Here is a 17516-nt window from a genome sequence, read left to right as displayed (position 1 = left end):
CTGACAAAAAACTACTGTCATCAAAAAGGGTAAAGCGGAATCCGCTTTACCCTTTCTTCACCTCCGCTCCCAGTTCCACTCCAAGTGCCACAATCGATTGATTGATCCTCCACACATAGTAGAAATGATGAATAAGATCCACCTGGGACTTTCGCCTGCTTGGAGCCTGGGTTTCAATTCGTTCCCGCTCCGGGCTTAAATCCCACATGACAGGAGCACTTCTCTGTTCTTTTAATAATTGCCGGAGCGTCTCGATGTTTTGAGAGATCTTTTCTTCCGTTTCTGAAAACGCACTGCTGAGTTCCTCTGAAAATGTTGCCGGTACCTTTCGGGGGGAGGAAGCAAGCAGATGCTTTGCGTAATAATTAATGGCCGTCACCACCGTGATCCAGCGCCCGACTCCTGACCTCGTCAAAGATCCGGGTCTTTGCAGCATGGATTGTGCCTCATCCTTAATCGCCTGGAGCTTCTGATCCAGATCAAACGCCTGATCTGTCAACGCTTTATCTTTCGGTACCGTAAAGGTTTTAATATAGGAAGAAACATATCCTTGCAGGTCCCCAAAGAAATCATCAAAGCTATCGGCAACTTTGTCTTTTGTTCGTTTTGGAAATACATACGCTGAGACAATCAGGGCAATCACGGCTCCTGCAATCGTATCGATGACACGCGCCCCCATGAGCTGAATGCTGATTCCACCGAGGAGGAGGTCATACATAAAGGCAATGAGCATTGTAATGAACAGGCTCATCAACGTATATGAAACAGGGAAAAGATAAAAGGCGAGGAACAAGACCACAAACAGGAGAACAACCTCCAGCTTTGAATTTCCCGATACAAGGTTGGCAGCTCCGAATCCGATGATGGCCCCGATCACCGTTCCGATCGACCGTTGGAAAGCCTTCATATACGTTCTTCCTACCGTTTCAGTACCAATTTGAACAATAAAGGTCGTAAGCAAGACCCAGTACGGCTGTGCAGGTGCGATCAGCTGCCCCACGATAATCGCAATCGTTCCCGCTACAAGGGCTTGTACCGCTTTACGTGTCGACGGTTTTAAGCTCTTGTCCTCTTCAGACTCATCTTCTTTGTTTTCTTCCTCCGTTTCAGCATCGCTCTCTACAGTCGACTCCTTGTAATCTGACCCATTCAGTTCTTCCTGAATCGTAATGGCCGCTTCCAGGACATGATTCGCAATGGACTCGATCCGTCTAAGGAGATAGACCCAGCCTTCCGGTTGCTCTTCTTGATTCAGAACCTCCGACAAAACCAGACGCAGACCCTGGATTGCTTTTTCTGCTTCTTCAAGGGAGCGGGGATCATAATCCTGGGCCAATACTTCGGCGTCACGAAGTGAACGAAGAACCCATACGAGCAGGCGCCTGAGTTCCATGACTTCCAAAGCTTCCAGGTCCTTCAGCTTTTTCAACGAATCCGTTAACGTCTGAATCAGCATTTCTGTATCAAACACATATAAACGAAGTTGTGAGGCTTCGATACCAGGCCAGAGCTTCTTTAAATCATTCTCGTTAATATCACCCGCCACGCTTCTCGCATACTCATTCAGCCTTCTCACATTTCGGTCCAGTTGTTTTCTCCGCTTACTGCTCGTATTCGGATCCTCTATCATCTTCATTAAGATCGTAAACGTCAAGTTGGATTGAATATGAAACGAACGCATACTCCTTCTTAACATATGGACAGAATCTTTAAAAATGATGAAGTTATAAAGAAACGCGTACACCAGCCCAATGACGATCCCGAGGTAAAACCATTCCAGATGGGCCACATCCAGCTGTAAGATCGACGATATATAAATCGACATAAATCCTGCCATTCCCATGGAAAAATAGCGGATGGCAAAGCGTGAAAAGTAAAAAGCGCAAAAAATGACCCCTACTAATAAGGCGTTCACCGCGAGAGTGTAGTGAGCAAAGGCCGAACCCAGTGTGATCCCAGTGGCTACTGAAACACTAACCAGCAAGGTCGTGATCTTTTTTTTCCCCGTCGTATCATCCATAACGACAAGAATCCCGAGCATCCCAACCATCCCTGACACAATGGCCGGGGTGATGGAAGGATGGTCGAACTGCTTCAAAAAGAAAAGCATCGTAAATACAGCCGATATCAAGCTGATCGTAGCTTTACCCGCCTGCTGAAATCTTTTCCTGCCGGGATCGGACGCAAGGATCCTCCCCAGCCATATATGTTGTCTATGTAAATGTTTCATATCTCATCAAACCCTTATCTACGCGCCGTTTTTCATTCTCTTTTATCGTACCCTTTCCAATAAAAAAGTAACCTGTACTGCAAGAAGCAGCAGGTTACTCACATTCGCTGGTGCACGAAGAGAACGGAATCTATTTGTATGATTATAAGGGTTTTTGGCGGATGGGTAAAGGAAAGTGCTCTGTGCTAAGGCTGATTGGCACCCCTTACAAACACATACGTTGCTTTTAATGCTTTTCCCAACCTTGCATTATATAAGAGGAAAATACTATTTATATAGGAAGACTTTTGATACTTTTTGTTTAATTCCGTGAAAATGTCCTTCTTTCTAGGAAAGCACCAATTGTATACCTCTCTCACACTATGACCGAATGTGTCATAGCTTAAGAATTGAAAATCGATGAAATCCCAATAGCGAAACAGTCCACCTTTCCTTTCCTTCCTTTGTCTTTTTACAGGAAGCTTCATCATGCTTTCGAGCATTGGATACTCGCCATATACAATCGAAAGAGTGCGAACCATTCTCTTCAAAGTCCCATCTTTTCTGGCTTGTTGAAATAATGAATGAAGATCTATTCGATTGTTCAAACGGGAAATCACCTGAATGATATCAAGGTAATATCGTGGGGAATCCAGATTATGCCTCCATCCATGCAGACAGATCATATAAAAAGTATGTTGATCGGATAATCTTTTAATGTAGGAATTGTCTTCTAAAGACGTAGCCTCTTTCCAGAAGGGATCCATCTTTAAGTGTGAAGTTTTTTCCTTCACAATACCCCAATGAATTTCTACTACAAGTGGCACAGGTGAACCCGAAATTGGTTTGCTAAAGGAACAATGAAAGTGGTCCGGGATCCATTCCTCCTCCTGTTTGAATCCCAAGGACTTTACTAGCTGTACCGTGTCTTCAATCGTTTCTTTTTTTATAAGAATATCAATATCCGACGTCCCTCTGGCAGCCAGATGACCGAAATACTCCTGGGCGAAATATACCCCCTTTAAAGGAATGGTCTCTATCCCCCCTTTTTCAAGCCCGTGGAGGATTTTGTCAGTTTCACTTTTGATAAGGATATTTTGGAATAGCACCTCATCATATTTTTGCTTTAGGCGTACTTGAAAGAATAAAGGTGTTTTTTCCAGGTGTCCCTTCTCCTTTAACAAGTGATAGATCTGGGGGGAGATGGAGTGAGATTCTATTTCATCGATTGCCTGGTGGTAGTAAGATGCCTTATGAGGGAGACTTGCCTTTTTATCATATAGTGAATGAATGAGAGTTTTGATCATCATCTTTTCTTCCCTTCCTTTAGGCATTTAAAGCGACAATTTTCTCTTTCTTTTCAAAGAATTGACGTTCATGCAGGCGTTTATATAACCCTTCCTTATTCAGGAGCTCTTCATGACTGCCGATTTGTGTAACCTTTCCTTTATCCATCACTACAATGATATCCGCATGTTGAATGGTTGATAACCGATGAGCGATGACAATCGTAGTACGGTCTTTCATTAATGATTCCAAAGCTATTTTCACATGATATTCTGTTTCACTATCTAAAGCTGAAGTAGCCTCATCAAGCAATAGAATCGGAGCATCCTTTAGAATAGCCCTGGCGATGGCCATTCTCTGTTTTTGTCCCCCTGATAGCTTTATTCCTCTTTCACCTACTTCTGTTTCGAAACCATCGGGAAGGGATGCGATAAAATCATAAATATCAGCCTTTTTCGTCGCCGTTATTATTTGTTCGTCTGTGAGATTAGGTGAAGCTAATCGTAAATTTTCTTTTATAGTACCCGCAAACAGGAAGGTTTCCTGTGGTACATTAGCGATAGAGCTTCTTAATTGAGATAAAGTGAACTCTTCAGTCTGCTTACCCCCGATATATATCTTTCCTTTTTGAGGAAGGTAAAATCCTTGTAAAAGATTCAAGAGTGTACTCTTTCCTGCACCACTTGGTCCAACAATGGCTACCATCTTTCCAGAAGGTATATGTAAACTGAACTCCTCAAACACCCTGTTTTTTTCATCGTAACCAAATGACACATCTCTAAAGTATATGGAAATTGATTCGTCCTTGGGTGGTGAGTAAGCAGAAAGAGTGTTGGACTCTGTGGGAGTTTCCAATACATCAACCACTCTTTCCAAAGCAGAAACGGACCATTGAAAACCTGCCCATTGACCGGCAAGTCCCGTTAAAGGGTTAACAAGATGATTCACTAAACTAACAAAGGTTAACAGAGAACCTACTGTAATGACGTTTTGTGTCACATAATAGGCACCCAAACACAAACTAACTAGATACGTTATGGAAGTGACAATCTGCCCCCCTGAATTGAACCAGCCACTTAATTTAGCATTCTCTAATTCCAAATCATAGAGTTTCTGGTTTTGAAAGGCGTACTTATTATATGTGAGCTTTTCCATAGTAAAAGAACGGATCACTTGAAAACCTTGTAATGACTCAGTTAATAGACTGTTAATTTTTCCATACATGTCATGAATCATGCGACTGTTATTTCGTAACAACAGACCAAAAAAAGCACCTGCAACTACTGCTAAAGGAGCAATTGAAACACTTAATAGAGAAAGCTTCCAGTTAATATTTAATAAATAGATGAATACTGAAAAATATATAAGAGGAAGTCTTATTAATTCGATTAAACTGCTTCCTACCACACCATCGACGCTATTAATATCGTTCGTAAAATGGGATATGATTTCCCCTGAACGTTGAGAAGTGACCTTCCCCAATGGAAGACGTAAGATATGATGAAACAAATGATTTTTCAAGTCCTTTTTTAGCCCATTTGTTGTAACCGTCTCAATCAAAATGGAAGTGAAATTTGACACTATACTAAGTACGACCAGGGAAATCCCAATGGGTACCAGTCTTCTCAATTCATTAAAATTACTTCGAACAGCTGCATCTGTCATATTCCCGAAAAACCAGGCAAATGCAATGGTCAAGAAAATATCTGTAAATAAAAGTAGCAGCATTCCTGCATAGGCTTTCCGTTGACGATAAAGAAATGGCTTAAGCAGGGTGAACGTTCTCTTCATGTCCCTGAAATTGAGATATAATTTCATTAATGCTATTAGTTGAACGATTTTATTTTTCATATTTACACTCCAGATTAGGTTAATTTCTAACCGTATCCCTGCTGTTAAGATAACTTCTCAACCATTGAGATAAGTATGGCAACAAAAGGATAGCTTTACTCCATAAAATAGAACGTACGCTTTCTGCTGAAATCCTTCTTCTCCTTCGCTTTATGTAAATGAGCTTCCCGACGATCTGTTGATCGCCTACAGGCTCGTCAAAACCTAGATTTGTATCTCCTTTAAATATATAAAATGTATCCTCGTTAATTGTCTGTTGTTTCACAAAGCGATGAGTAACCAATTTCCCCTGCACAGTATGATACAAAGCCGTATCCCCTTTCTGCAGCTCTGCCGGTGAACACGTCACAAATGTACATACATCCCCATCTTGAATATATGGAAACATACTGGTACCCTGTGCAAGCAAATCAATCCATTTATGCTTCTTCATCACATTTGAAATTAAATGAATCGCTTCTTGATTAGCTAACATTTGTTACAAGACCATAGCGATGAAGCTCTTTTAAAAACTGATCAATGTCATGCTTGAATGATTCTGTATCTTCTACTATCTCAAAATGTTGCTTTACTTCCTCCGCAATCGAATCGACAGTGTGCTCATTATCAAGCAGCCCCCAACAAAATCCCCCCACTTCATTGACCTTGGTGGCAGTAAACTGATCTGTATTTAATATGACCCATTCATCATCGAATTGGGAAGCCTCATACTCTTTGGTTTTCACAAATTTAGTCATCATGATATCAACTCCCAAAATTTATTGTTCTTTTGAAACTTAAGATTATATACGGGTACCTGGTTTACAATCGTTTTTAACATCTTCATTATCCTTGTAACTTCCTCACCATTTCGTTTCCAATAGAAGACTTTGTCTATAAGTTGGATATAGGCTTCAGATTTCACTAATTGTAGACGTTCAATTTGCTTAGATTGAAATAGTAATTGAATACTGCTCAAAGGGACAGGTGCTTGATCACCGCTGCCTTCCTGCTCACTACGGAATGGAGAATCATAGATCGTGATGGAGTCTTTGGTCACTTTCACAAGAGTGGCTTCATCTGAAAGCAGAGGTCTAGGTGAGGACAATTTCGCAGCCGTTGATTTTCCGGCTCCAGAGTGACCGGCGAATAGATGTGCCTTATGATTTTCTATAGCACAGGACGAATGAATTAATAATCCCCAGTTATGGTGGAGAATAAAAGCACTATAAACATTCATGAGTGCATGTTTTAGAGCTAATTCATCATGGGCGAAGATTTGGGCTCTTGTAAATTGAGGATCCACTTTTATTAGATAATCCTGTCTGTGGTATTGAATGTATTCAGAGTGGTCCGTAATAGAAACATCATAATTGACAAAAGAATTTCCAAACCCAGATTCAATGTATACGTTCAAATGCGAGGGCAAGTCTCTATCTTCATTCTTAATTGGTGTGAAAGTTTTTGAAAAAAAAGAAATAAAGCGGTTTGTATCTAAGGTTAGGTTTATGATGTGTTCACCAATTTTGGTTTTGAAACTGTTCATGAGATTCTCCTTTTTATCAGAGATCAATGATGGACCTCATTGATCTCCACTAATCTATCAGTTCTTCCCTTTACCTTTTCCTTTACCTGGAGTACCTGCTCCACCAGGGATCGTATTCGGATTCCCCGGAGGAAAATTCACACCATCGTTTCCCGTTCCTTTGTGATCACGATTACCTTTACCAGGATTCCAACTCTGAGCCGTTTCAAATACAATTTGTTGATGCGATAAAACTTCTGGCTTAAAATACTTTTCATTCTGCCTTTTCCCTAGTACCATTTCTTCCACCTCTCTTCTGAATGATTTTTACTATATCGAACAGGTAATTACTTTATGTTGGCACAAATGTCTATTTACCTATTGCTTTTATCATTATATTATATCTATTGTTCTTTTTAAAGAACAAATCATTCGACAATCTACAATATAAATTAGCAATTTAATTCAAAAAATCTCATTATTTGTCGAACAAAATAACTTTATTAAGAACAAATCTCAGCATAGAATAATCATATAGTGCTTTTGATTCACGTATTTTTCATAAACAATTATCTACTATGAACGGAGGCGATGTTTTGAAGAAAGAGGAGATGTATGTCCCGAAGATTCTCGACCATCAGACGATCTCATTTGAAACAACCATTAGTGGAGGTGGTGGCGGGGACGATGGAAAGGTTTGCTGTTGCTGGCCACCATTCTATATCTGCAAACTACATAGAAAACATAAGCCATGGAAGCCGCCTGGCCATTGCTTCATTACAGACTCCTGTGTGAAAGCCAACCACCTGCCGGATGATTGCGAAGAACTAACCATTATTAGGAATTTTAGAGATTCGATATTGGTCCAAACGGTTGAAGGAAGAAAATTAGTCGGAAGATATTATGAATATGCCCCAATCATTTCTGAGCGCATTAAATCAGAAGAGAATTCGTTAGAAATCTATCAAAACCTTTATCACAACTTAGTATTAAAATGCGTGGATTTTCATTAACAAAGGAAAGACAAAAGAAGCAGAATTGAACTATCGAAAAGTGGTGGAAGAAATAGAACTGAAATATTTATAATGTGCCGGTCCATCTGTTTTTAGATGGACCGTTTTTTTAAAAAACAAAAAAATTCCATAAAAGCACTGGCTGGCACAGCCAGTTCCTTTTATGGGATCGCCTTCGTCTGTTTTTCTAATAGGTTACTGAACATGCTCTTCTTCTCATTTGCCAATTGATTAAATCCGCCAGCTTGAACAACACGTCCTTTATCTAAGACGATGACCTGATCGGCATTTCTTATGGTGGATAGGCGGTGAGCGATGACGATGATGGTCATTTTTCCCTTAAGTCGTTCAATTGCTTTTTGGATTTTGGCTTCGTTTTCGCTGTCGAGGGCACTGGTGGCTTCGTCCAGGACTAGGATGGAGGGTTTTCTTAGTATAGCTCTTGCCAGGACGATTCGTTGGCGTTCTCCTCCGGATAACCTGATACCCCGGTCACCAATCATTGTATCAAGCCCCTTAGGCATATCCTTAACAAATTCAGCAGCTGACGAAAACTCCAAAGATTTCCATATATCTTCATCAGTAGCTTGAGGATTAATCATCATCAAATTGTCTCGAATACTTGCATTGAATAAAAACGGATCTTGGGGAACATAGCTAATAGAATTTCTTATAGTTAATAGTTTTTCGTCCGTGAGAGGTTTTTCATCTATTACTACTTCACCCTTATCTGGTCTATTAAGTCCCATTAGAATATCGATGAGGGTACTTTTACCTGCACCTGATGGACCTACGATCGCAGTCATTTTGTTTGGTCGGATTGAAATATTTATATCAGTTAAAGCATACGTTGATAAAGATTCGTTGTATTTAAAATGAAGATTCTTACATTCAATGTTGTTAAATACAAATAAAGGTTTTTTAAAATCGACACTTTGACTATTAAATTCTTTATAAGCTAAGCTTTCATTCTGTATTTCTTGCAGTACTTTAAATGCTGGAAATAACGCTCCCATTTGCTCAAGATTAGATTGAATACCAGAAAATCTAGGCCACAGCCTTGAAAATATAACAATAATCAAAATCAGTTGTGCAGGCTGTGCTTGATATACTTGAATAGCAAAATATAGGAACGAGACAACTAGCAAAGCTGACACAATCTTATATATAAGCTGTGACAAAGTACTCAATCTTACCATCTTTAGTACGTTGTTTTCCATTTGCTTATTTATTGTTGTAAACCAATTTATATGTGCTTCTTCTAAATTATTACTTTTTATATCTTTAATTCCATTAAAATGATCTGTTATTCCTGCTAGGAAATCCTTGGATAAATGTATGGTTTCTTTTCCTAACTCATTTGATTTCTTTATAAATCTTTTAGATGATAGCATTAATATTATTCCAAAGAATAGTACACATAGTGATAAAGAAGGCGATAGCCAAAATGCAAGTACGATTTGAAGGAATGTGAATAAGATAGAAGTTAGGAATTGAAGAAAAAGTGCCGTTCCATTACTGACTCGAATAATTTCCTTTGTCATGATATTTATGATATCAGACTTCCGATTCACAAGAAAAAAGCTCCACTTTGCTCGTAGCAAGTTGTTATACGTAGATTCTTTTAGATGTCTGATAAAACTCTGTTGTATCTTTGTATTTAGAATAAGCTGCGTTCTCTGAAAAAAGCTGTGTCCTACAATAATAATAATATAGAGCCCTAATACGAAGAATAAACTGAAAGAGGGTGATACTCCATTGAAAAGCTGACTTAACCATGAAATGAATTGTGGACTTTCACTTCCTAGTTCATTAAAACCAATTAGACTAATGAGTGGGACAAGAAGTAGTATTCCAATCCCCTCCATAAGACTGACTAACATCATGGCTATAAGATTGTAATACAATATTCTCCCAGAGAGGTGGTGCAGCTGTCTGATAAAGTAAAACAAGTGATTCATCAGTAACACTCCTATGTTATTGCAGGTTTACTTAACTTTTTCCATGCCCAGATAATTGGTCGTAAGGGAAAATAAAGAAAATGTAGTTTCTTTGGCAACGGAACTAATTCAGCGTCTTCAGGATAAGGATGCAGAAAGCTCAATATAAATAAGATTCTATACTTAAGAGACATCATGTTAAACAAGTATCGTTGATGGTGTCTGGTTACCTCCTCTGGGACTTTTTTACTATGTAGGCATACCATCTTTTCCAAGTAGAAGGTTGTTTGATTAACTAGCTTTCTTGACTTATTCTTTTGTACTTCGGTTTTGAACTCATAAGGGATGGGTGAATTAAAAAGCATTGATGATAACTGAATCGCTTGACCCCCAACATGATTATAATGATAACGTGATAATAAGAGTCTGATAGCTTCCCAGTCCATTTCTTGTTTCAATAACTGATGAATGTCCATTAACCAACGTAATCTTGACCAACCATGTCGTCCTCCATGAGTAACGAGAAAGAAAAAGAGATCTTCTTTACCCAAAAAATAAGTAGTGTGCATACCAGAATTGTAAACTCTTTTTCTATCCCATAATTGTTCAAAAGAAGGCTCGCTGCTGGGTCCAGGGTTCAGCCTCCAATGTACTTCAACTTTAATCCCTTTTGTTTGATGAAAATAGGAAACATGGTGATGCCTCCATTTCCAATCACCTAAAACAGTCTTAATATAATCATCCTTAACATAACCTTCACTTTTAAGAACTTTTTCCATACGATCTAGGTCATTAATTGGAACCATTACATCTATGTCTCCACATGTCCTTAAAGATAGATCCCCATAAAGATCCTCTGCAAGTAGTGGCCCCTTCAGAATTAATAGTTTAATATCCTGATTCCCACAGATTTGACTTAGTATGTTCATCTCAAGACACAAGTGAAGCATCTGTAATGTGTTATGTTGGTAATATTTCCTGACCATAACTTTTATTTGCTCTGGAAGGTTGTTATTATGCTTAATCAGCGGGTATAAGACTGGATATAGCCGATGGTGCACAATTAACTGCAGAAACAAGTCCCAATCCATTTCCTGGTTTAACGTTTGGGAAGGCTTACTGCCATTAAGAATGTTTAGTATTAATTTTAATTCCTTAGGCAAAGAGCATGGAGTGTTAATGTTTGACATTTAATTCACCCTTAACATTTTTTGCGAATTGACCAACTACTGAGAAGCTTTCTTTCCCTTCTGCACCAGTAACATAAATATTCTTACTTTCAAGCCAGGCATGTGCAATCAATTTCCCATGTTGATCTTTAGATGTTCCCAAATAGAGGGTACTTCCCACTCTACGCCTTTCCAACATTTTCATGGCGGCTAGTGCCTTCACTAAACACTGACTTTCCCAAAATGTATACTTACTTACAATATCTATCGTCTGTGCTATTTCTATAATATCCTTCTGATTCCCTTTCAAATTGGCTATTCCTGGTTTTAGTTCCATGTACTCAACAACTTTAGAAAAAGGAATGAGCTTTAAGAATCTAGCCAATCCTAGAAATAAGTAAGCTTCTACATAAAGTTTCTTTGTATGAGTGTTTTGCAAACTAAATATGGAAATCCTTCTTAGTATTCGTTCCCAATTCATCTTTCTAAACCCTTAATCATTATTGACTGCTATCAGATTTTCTTCTTCCAAACTATGAAGAAATGTAAGGACATTTTCTTCACAGACTGATGGCTCCACATCATATTCATCGAGTAGTATACTAATGGTCTGTTCAATTGTCTTAGATGACTTTAAACAATCCCAAATTACACCCCCTACTTCGCCCAAGTTATAGTACTTTCCATTTTCCACATTTAACAATACTCTTTCTCCGCCCATGTTACTTTCAATACTTTCTCCATGAATGGATACTCTACAACAGAGAATCATAGATTCTTGATTTCTAATCATTACTCCATCTCCACTCTTACTTTATTTAATATTATTGATACCAATTGCTTAATACTAAAACCTGAACAGGGTCTTTCTAGTTTATATAGCGGTATTTCATTGATCATGTTTGCAGTTAAAGTCAGATGCCAATCGAGTAAACCAAATCTAGATATCAGAAAATTTCTATATGTTTGTAAATAAAGTGCGTGAAGACCTTCAAGCTTTGTGAATTCAGACATTATAGGTTGGAATTCAGAAGTTTTTCCTAGGACAAAAATACCTGCAACTCTCACAGGTTGAGTAATAAAGTGATCCTTGACTGGGATGCTGTATTTGTCCTCTCTTCCATATATAGAATGGTAATGTTCTCTACTCATACCAAGATTATCTAGGCTTTGAAGCCACAGTTTTTGGTGAGGATAGGAAGGAATAATACAATACCCTTTTTCTCTAGAATGAGAGATTGGTATAATATCATCAGTTAATATTGGATAACCCTTTTTAACAAATGCAGATGCTAAAGTAGACTTACCCATTCCAGAATCTCCTATAAAAGCATAAGCTTTATCACCAATTACAATAGCGCTTCCGTGTAAAGGTAAAATATTATTCTTAAGTAAAATAATACCCATGCAAGTTCCTAGAATGTACAAACGAACTAAGCCCTGATCTACTCTGTCATTTATTTGATTAACAATAATCTTTTTATCCTGTACTACGGAAAAACTTCCAACTTCAGGAATATAAAATATAACTTCATCACCTTCGACAATATGTTTAAATGGTGTGTTTACTAAAGGCGAATTTAAGGGAAAGCCATTAGAAATATTTACAGTTATGTCTACCCTTGTTTGATCTTCAAGAGCAGGAATTAATTCAGGCATTAATATGTCACTAAGAAGAGTTAAGCCAAAAGCTTTATAGGCAAATTTTTTCTTGGTAATTGACAAATTTTTCACTCCTTAGTTAAAAGCCCCTATTAGATTCATAAGGTAAATAGGGGCTTTTGTTAATACAAATATCCTAACAAGGACTTTCACTAAGCAAGTATTGGATTGCAAATGCTTAGACTAAATTCATATTGTTAAATCAGCTCGTAAAGCGGTCCCATGTTTTTGGATCATCTTTATCTACGTCTTCACCAGGTACGTAAGCTTCATCAGTATATGGTCCCCATACGGTAGATGCCATTGTCATTTTAATGTCTAGAGCTTCAATTGTTGGCTTGTTCCAAACTTTTTTCATAGTGTCACCTCCCTTCAATTAAATTTTTGAATATAACGATTCAAAATTAAACTAATCATTAGTACTTTATAATTTGGATCTCCAGCATCTTCGGGATGTAGATCCTTTTTAATTCTCTTAGAAGCGTCTTCTATTACTTCTTGGTCCACTAAAGATAAAAATTTTTTGTTTTTGTTAAGTTTTTGAATTTCTCCGTTAAAAGTATTCCATGAAGAGTTCATTCTATGAAGCCAGTCCGCCCCCTGGACCCCCCTAACTTTTTGATTAAGCCTAACTTCATCCGGTAAATAATGTTTAGTGGCCCTCCTTATTAAGGCTCGATCCATTCCATCCTGAACATACTGTTCCTCAGGTAAAGATAAGCAAAACCTTATGATCCTTAAATCATTTGTAGGATCACGCTTCCACAAACCATAGCGAAGGGATAATTTGGTTGCTAGAGTATTACTTGCATTCCAGTGGAAAATCTCCTCGAAATGAGATTTACGATTATCATATACATTAGTGGATGAAACCCACCCAAAATCTTCTATTCCGTATTTTTTTAGGTTCTCAAATACAGATAATCTAGCTGCAAAATCTTTGTTAATCATGTTAGGTATGAAATATCCTTGATTTGACTTAGAGAGGTTATTAAAAGCTGGGAAAGCCAATTTACTTATAGGTTTAATTAACCTAAACCTACTCCCTCCTTTGTTACGGCTATATTTGTTTAACTCTTTCACTAAGCGAATCCACTTCATTCGCTTGAGAAGATCAGCGTAATGAGGTAGAGCTGATCCCCAGGAAATGGACAAATTCCCTCTGCCACCATTTAGTAACACGCCAACATTTTTTTCACTTGCCTTTTCAAACATTCCTTTCAACCAAAAGGAATTTTCAAAGTACTTATATGGCATTTCTATAATATCTAGTAGGTCATCTATTTCATTAAAAGAATTTTTTCCTTCAAAATCCAAATAGTGAGCCTCTATACCTCTTACATAGTCCACCGTTTTCTTTATAAGAGGACTTTCATCTGGCATAATGTTTTTCGGGGTGAAATCCTCAAAATCTTTTGTTGGAACATAACTAAACGTATGTAAGGTTTTATTTTCATTCTTTAGAATCTTCCCAGCAAAACCAACAATAGCTCCTGAATCTAATCCTCCACTCAGTTGTGCTCCAACGTTTTTATAAGTACGTAATCTGCAGCGTACGGATTCAGAAAATAGAGCTTGGAATGCTTCCACATATTCCTGATTTGATTTTAGTTTTAATTCTTTTCCTGGTTTTATAATGCAAAATTGTTTTAGTGTAACTTTTCCATCCTTAATAGTGATGCTGTGTGAAGGAGGGAGCTGCTCGATTCCCTTAATAATTGATAAATTCATATTAGCTGTATCAACTAAACCGGTGATCGCAATATATTCCGCCAACCATTGTTCATTTAATTCTTTTTTAATCCCCGGTAAAGCAAGTAGCCCTTCAATTGTTGTACTAAAAGAGAATCTGTGATCAGATTGGTTAAAATATAATGTCCTGCTTCCTGAAAAATCACGGGCTCCAAACATTTTATGATTTCGGCCATCCCAAATCATAAAAGCAAAATCACCTAATAAATGCTTGGGACAATCGTCTCCCCATTTTTCGTAGCATAATAAAATTATTTGATTATCTGTCGTAATATCTCTGATTGATTTACATATTTGAAGCTTATCCAATAGTTCATTACGGTTATCAATAATAGCATCGGAAGTGATGGTTAATCCTCGATCATAATCATAGTAAGGATTAGCTTCATTAACTGACTCAGGAGTAATCCACTGCGCATGACACCCAAGAAATACTTGATCTTTACTCCAAAATTGAATATCATTAGCAGGAAACTTTTCAAATGTTCCCATCATCATGTTTATGTCTTGTATTCGTACCGGTTCCTTATTTTGGTTGAAGATACCTGCTATAGCACTCAATGAATTTCCCTCCCTCTTGATATTCTTAATAAAGAACGCCCGACTTCACTTCAACCATCTTTTTACTTACATTACTCTGCAACCACTTTATGTAATAAATTCTTTATTCGAGAATGACTCTTGGTATTCAACTCTTTTCTTACCCAGTACCCAATTATAATAATCCCAATAAAGTCCTTTATAATATCTCCAATAGAAAAAGAGCGAAAAGGAACATAATATTGATGGATTTCATCAATCAGTGAATAGGAGGCAGAAAAAAAGATAGCAATCAACTCTTTTTTCTTGGTCAGGTACCCAAACGTAAGGAGGAATAGAATGATCAATAGATACAATAATCCAAATTCGACGAAGTGAAATAGTTCAAAACCAATTCCTAATATTAATGCAAGTGATGGACTTAGTGTATTGATAAGCGCCGAGGCACTCTCTGGATTGAAGTGACTTGATTGCAACCATATGATTGAGCAATAACAGACTGTAATAAGAAGAAGAGAAATCTGTAACAGTGTTTTTTTCATATTAGATTGCCCCCAGTTTTAATGTTGTTCAAAATAAAGAACATTTTCTTTCGTATTCTCTAAAAAAAGATTCTACAATTAGATATTTCGTACTATATAAAGAACGATACAACAATTATATTAAGAACGCAATAGAAATATGATCCGTTTGTAAAAAAGGAACAATTTACTTTTAAACAGGCCTTAGAAAGTAGAATGGCAAGTTGATATCCATCGAAAGGAAGCATTAATTAAAGTACTTTATATAGGATCAGCAATGATAAACTCTTTCACACACTGGCGTCTCTTCTAAGTCGGCTTATAACCTTAACCCTTTTGTACAATTTCTCAACAACGATTCCACCCACACTTACCAAGTACCTAAATTCTTGTGTTCTAAAAAATAAAACTAAGAAAATAATATTGGGTAACAAAAGACAAGTTGTGACTTTTAATAGAAAATTCAAATTCCCATTTGGAATAACATACTTACAAAAAGATTCTGTTATAAAGCACGTCATTAAAGCAATTCCAAAATAGAGGAAATAAATCCCCCAATATTTAAAGAATGGCACTTGGAACACTTTTCGGTATACTAGCAATGGAGTAAGCCATAGTGGCACAGAAATGACACTAATCAAAGTTCCTAGAAAAACACCAGTAATCCCGATAAACTTTACTAAAATTAGAGAGGTGCCTAAATTTATTGCAGCTTGTATTAAAGGCGCAAAGCGATCTTCATGATAAATTCCTGCTGTATTCTTAACCATAGTAATAGAGTTTCTCATTCCTCGTTCAAAAAATATCAATAATAAAATAATTAATATTGTTTTTCCCATTAGAAATTCTTTTCCTATCCAGAGTGTAATAAATGGCTCAATAACCACGTACATAAAAATAGAAGAAAATGAATACAGCCAAAAATTCGAGAATAAAGAAACCTTAAAGATACTATAAATCTTTTCTTTACTTTCTGTAGCTACTAAGTTTCCTACACTATGATGAATATTATTTGAAATTTGATAAGAAAAATTACGACATATTTCGATCAACATACTATAGTTTGAATAAAGGCCAACTGCCGCTATTCCAACAAAAGAAGAAATAATGATGTTATCTGTACTTAAAACTAAAAAAACACCCACATTCTGCAGGATAATTGCTTTTATATTTTTTATTATTCCTTTTTTAGTTGAAGCGTCCAGTTTAGTTACTTCCTTACTTTTTAAGAACGGATATTTTTTATTCACTAATCCTGCTAAAATGATTGAAGTACTTATGGTAATGATGCTTTCTACTATGAGAAATAATATAAAGTTTTTAGTATAGTAAAGTATTCCGATTTTCAGGCACATAGTAATGATTGAAGATGCTGAATATATTAAAGTAACAACATAGTTTTTTTGATTAACATTTAAGAATGAAATCTTATATTGAAACAAATATGGGGCTACTGTATTCAGTAAAAATATTAAGTAAATAATGTTGATGTGATCTACACTAGAATCTTTTAGAAATAGGGGGAGAAATGGAAATAATACTAGACCCAGAATCAGAATTACTACAGCAATTGCAAGATATGCGTTTTTATATAGCCTCATTAAAGCGTTTATCCTGGCAATATTATGATCAGCTACAGGTTTATATAAACTGTAAATAATACTAGATCCAATTCCGGCTTCAGCAAGAGAAAGCATAGCAAAGATATTAGTGAATAGGCCTTGAACCCCTAAGTATTCAATTCCTAATGCACCGATAAATATGGTTCTTGATATGAAGCTTAATGATGTGATGATTAGCTGATTTGCTAGTCCTGCAGTAATGTTAAAGATAGAATGTTTGGTTCTCATATTGTGATCCCCTTAATAAAAGGTAGTTATAAAATATAAGTACATCTCATATTTAACAAATTAGACATTTAAAATTATCTTAATAATATACTCGGATTATTTGCGCATATTTCATCTCCTGTATTTAACTTTATAGTATCTGAGTTGAAAATTATTTTTATCTTTTTTCCAAGCCACAAACTAATCTTGAGTAGTTTCAGTTTAACCATCATTAATAA

At 36.8% G+C, this 17516-nt stretch carries 17 protein-coding genes; 1 reads left to right on the top strand and 16 read right to left on the bottom strand.

The features are described 5' to 3' along the window. Positions 1–46 precede the first annotated feature (46 nt). The 7 genes from AM506_RS17485 to AM506_RS17455 all read right to left on the bottom strand — a co-directional run bounded on the left by AM506_RS17485 (position 47) and on the right by AM506_RS17455 (position 7151). Positions 47–2230 (bottom strand): FUSC family protein, encoded by a 2184-nt coding sequence (locus tag AM506_RS17485; RefSeq protein WP_060673844.1) that lies wholly within the window; start codon positions 2228–2230, stop codon positions 47–49. Between the two features lie 185 nt (positions 2231–2415). After that, complete coding sequence (locus tag AM506_RS17480; RefSeq protein ID WP_235576150.1) at positions 2416–3519, bottom strand: nucleotidyltransferase domain-containing protein; 1104 nt, start codon at positions 3517–3519, stop codon at positions 2416–2418. Between the two features lie 16 nt (positions 3520–3535). Continuing rightward, positions 3536–5287, bottom strand: a complete 1752-nt coding sequence (locus tag AM506_RS17475) for an ABC transporter ATP-binding protein (RefSeq protein ID WP_268788409.1) — start codon at positions 5285–5287, stop codon at positions 3536–3538. Positions 5288–5366: 79 nt separating this feature from the next. Continuing rightward, positions 5367–5822 carry a signal peptidase I gene (locus AM506_RS17470; protein ID WP_060673840.1) on the bottom strand — a complete coding sequence of 152 codons (456 nt, stop codon included), beginning with the start codon at positions 5820–5822 and terminating at the stop codon, positions 5367–5369. Beyond that, positions 5812–6087, bottom strand: a complete 276-nt coding sequence (locus AM506_RS17465) for a PqqD family protein (RefSeq protein WP_060673832.1) — start codon at positions 6085–6087, stop codon at positions 5812–5814. The genes AM506_RS17470 and AM506_RS17465 overlap by 11 nt, the downstream gene beginning before the upstream one ends. Next, a complete protein-coding gene (locus AM506_RS17460; protein WP_060673943.1) occupies positions 6084–6872 on the bottom strand; it encodes a hypothetical protein in 789 nt (262 codons plus the stop codon). The genes AM506_RS17465 and AM506_RS17460 overlap by 4 nt, the downstream gene beginning before the upstream one ends. Before the next feature lie 57 nt (positions 6873–6929). Next, positions 6930–7151 carry a hypothetical protein gene (locus AM506_RS17455; RefSeq protein ID WP_060673830.1) on the bottom strand — a complete coding sequence of 74 codons (222 nt, stop codon included), beginning with the start codon at positions 7149–7151 and terminating at the stop codon, positions 6930–6932. Positions 7152–7447: 296 nt separating this feature from the next. Between AM506_RS17455 and AM506_RS17450 the strand changes: the two genes are divergently transcribed. Then, positions 7448–7864: a CFI-box-CTERM domain-containing protein gene (locus tag AM506_RS17450; protein ID WP_060673828.1), complete on the top strand. Its 417-nt coding sequence runs from the start codon at positions 7448–7450 to the stop codon at positions 7862–7864. 161 nt (positions 7865–8025) lie between these two features. On the opposite strand, the gene AM506_RS17445 is transcribed toward AM506_RS17450, so the two are convergent. The 9 genes from AM506_RS17445 to AM506_RS17410 all read right to left on the bottom strand — a co-directional run bounded on the left by AM506_RS17445 (position 8026) and on the right by AM506_RS17410 (position 17298). Next, entirely contained in the window at positions 8026–9825 is a 1800-nt protein-coding gene (locus tag AM506_RS17445; protein WP_060673826.1) for an ABC transporter ATP-binding protein, read from the bottom strand. 11 nt (positions 9826–9836) lie between these two features. After that, on the bottom strand, positions 9837–10994 hold the full coding sequence (locus tag AM506_RS17440) for a nucleotidyltransferase domain-containing protein (protein WP_060673824.1): 1158 nt from the start codon (positions 10992–10994) through the stop codon (positions 9837–9839). Beyond that, entirely contained in the window at positions 10981–11454 is a 474-nt protein-coding gene (locus AM506_RS17435) for a lasso peptide biosynthesis B2 protein (RefSeq protein WP_060673822.1), read from the bottom strand. The genes AM506_RS17440 and AM506_RS17435 overlap by 14 nt, the downstream gene beginning before the upstream one ends. 12 nt (positions 11455–11466) lie before the next feature. Beyond that, a complete protein-coding gene (locus tag AM506_RS17430) occupies positions 11467–11766 on the bottom strand; it encodes a lasso peptide biosynthesis PqqD family chaperone (protein ID WP_060673820.1) in 300 nt (99 codons plus the stop codon). Beyond that, positions 11766–12698 carry a hypothetical protein gene (locus AM506_RS17425; protein WP_060673818.1) on the bottom strand — a complete coding sequence of 311 codons (933 nt, stop codon included), beginning with the start codon at positions 12696–12698 and terminating at the stop codon, positions 11766–11768. Before AM506_RS17425 ends, AM506_RS17430 begins: the two co-directional genes overlap by 1 nt. Positions 12699–12837: 139 nt before the next feature. Then, positions 12838–12993 carry a paeninodin family lasso peptide gene (locus AM506_RS22580; protein WP_152968623.1) on the bottom strand — a complete coding sequence of 52 codons (156 nt, stop codon included), beginning with the start codon at positions 12991–12993 and terminating at the stop codon, positions 12838–12840. A gap of 14 nt (positions 12994–13007) precedes the next feature. Then, complete coding sequence (locus tag AM506_RS17420) at positions 13008–14948, bottom strand: asparagine synthase-related protein (RefSeq protein WP_060673816.1); 1941 nt, start codon at positions 14946–14948, stop codon at positions 13008–13010. A gap of 71 nt (positions 14949–15019) precedes the next feature. After that, positions 15020–15469: a VanZ family protein gene (locus tag AM506_RS17415; protein WP_060673814.1), complete on the bottom strand. Its 450-nt coding sequence runs from the start codon at positions 15467–15469 to the stop codon at positions 15020–15022. A gap of 269 nt (positions 15470–15738) precedes the next feature. Then, on the bottom strand, positions 15739–17298 hold the full coding sequence (locus AM506_RS17410; RefSeq protein WP_060673812.1) for a lipopolysaccharide biosynthesis protein: 1560 nt from the start codon (positions 17296–17298) through the stop codon (positions 15739–15741). Between the last annotated feature and the right edge of the window lie 218 nt (positions 17299–17516).

It is taken from the genome of Rossellomorea vietnamensis, from assembly GCF_001305855.1.
In the GTDB taxonomy this organism is placed as follows: domain Bacteria; phylum Bacillota; class Bacilli; order Bacillales; family Bacillaceae_B; genus Rossellomorea; species Rossellomorea vietnamensis_A.
This window is presented reverse-complemented; position numbering and strand designations above follow the sequence as displayed.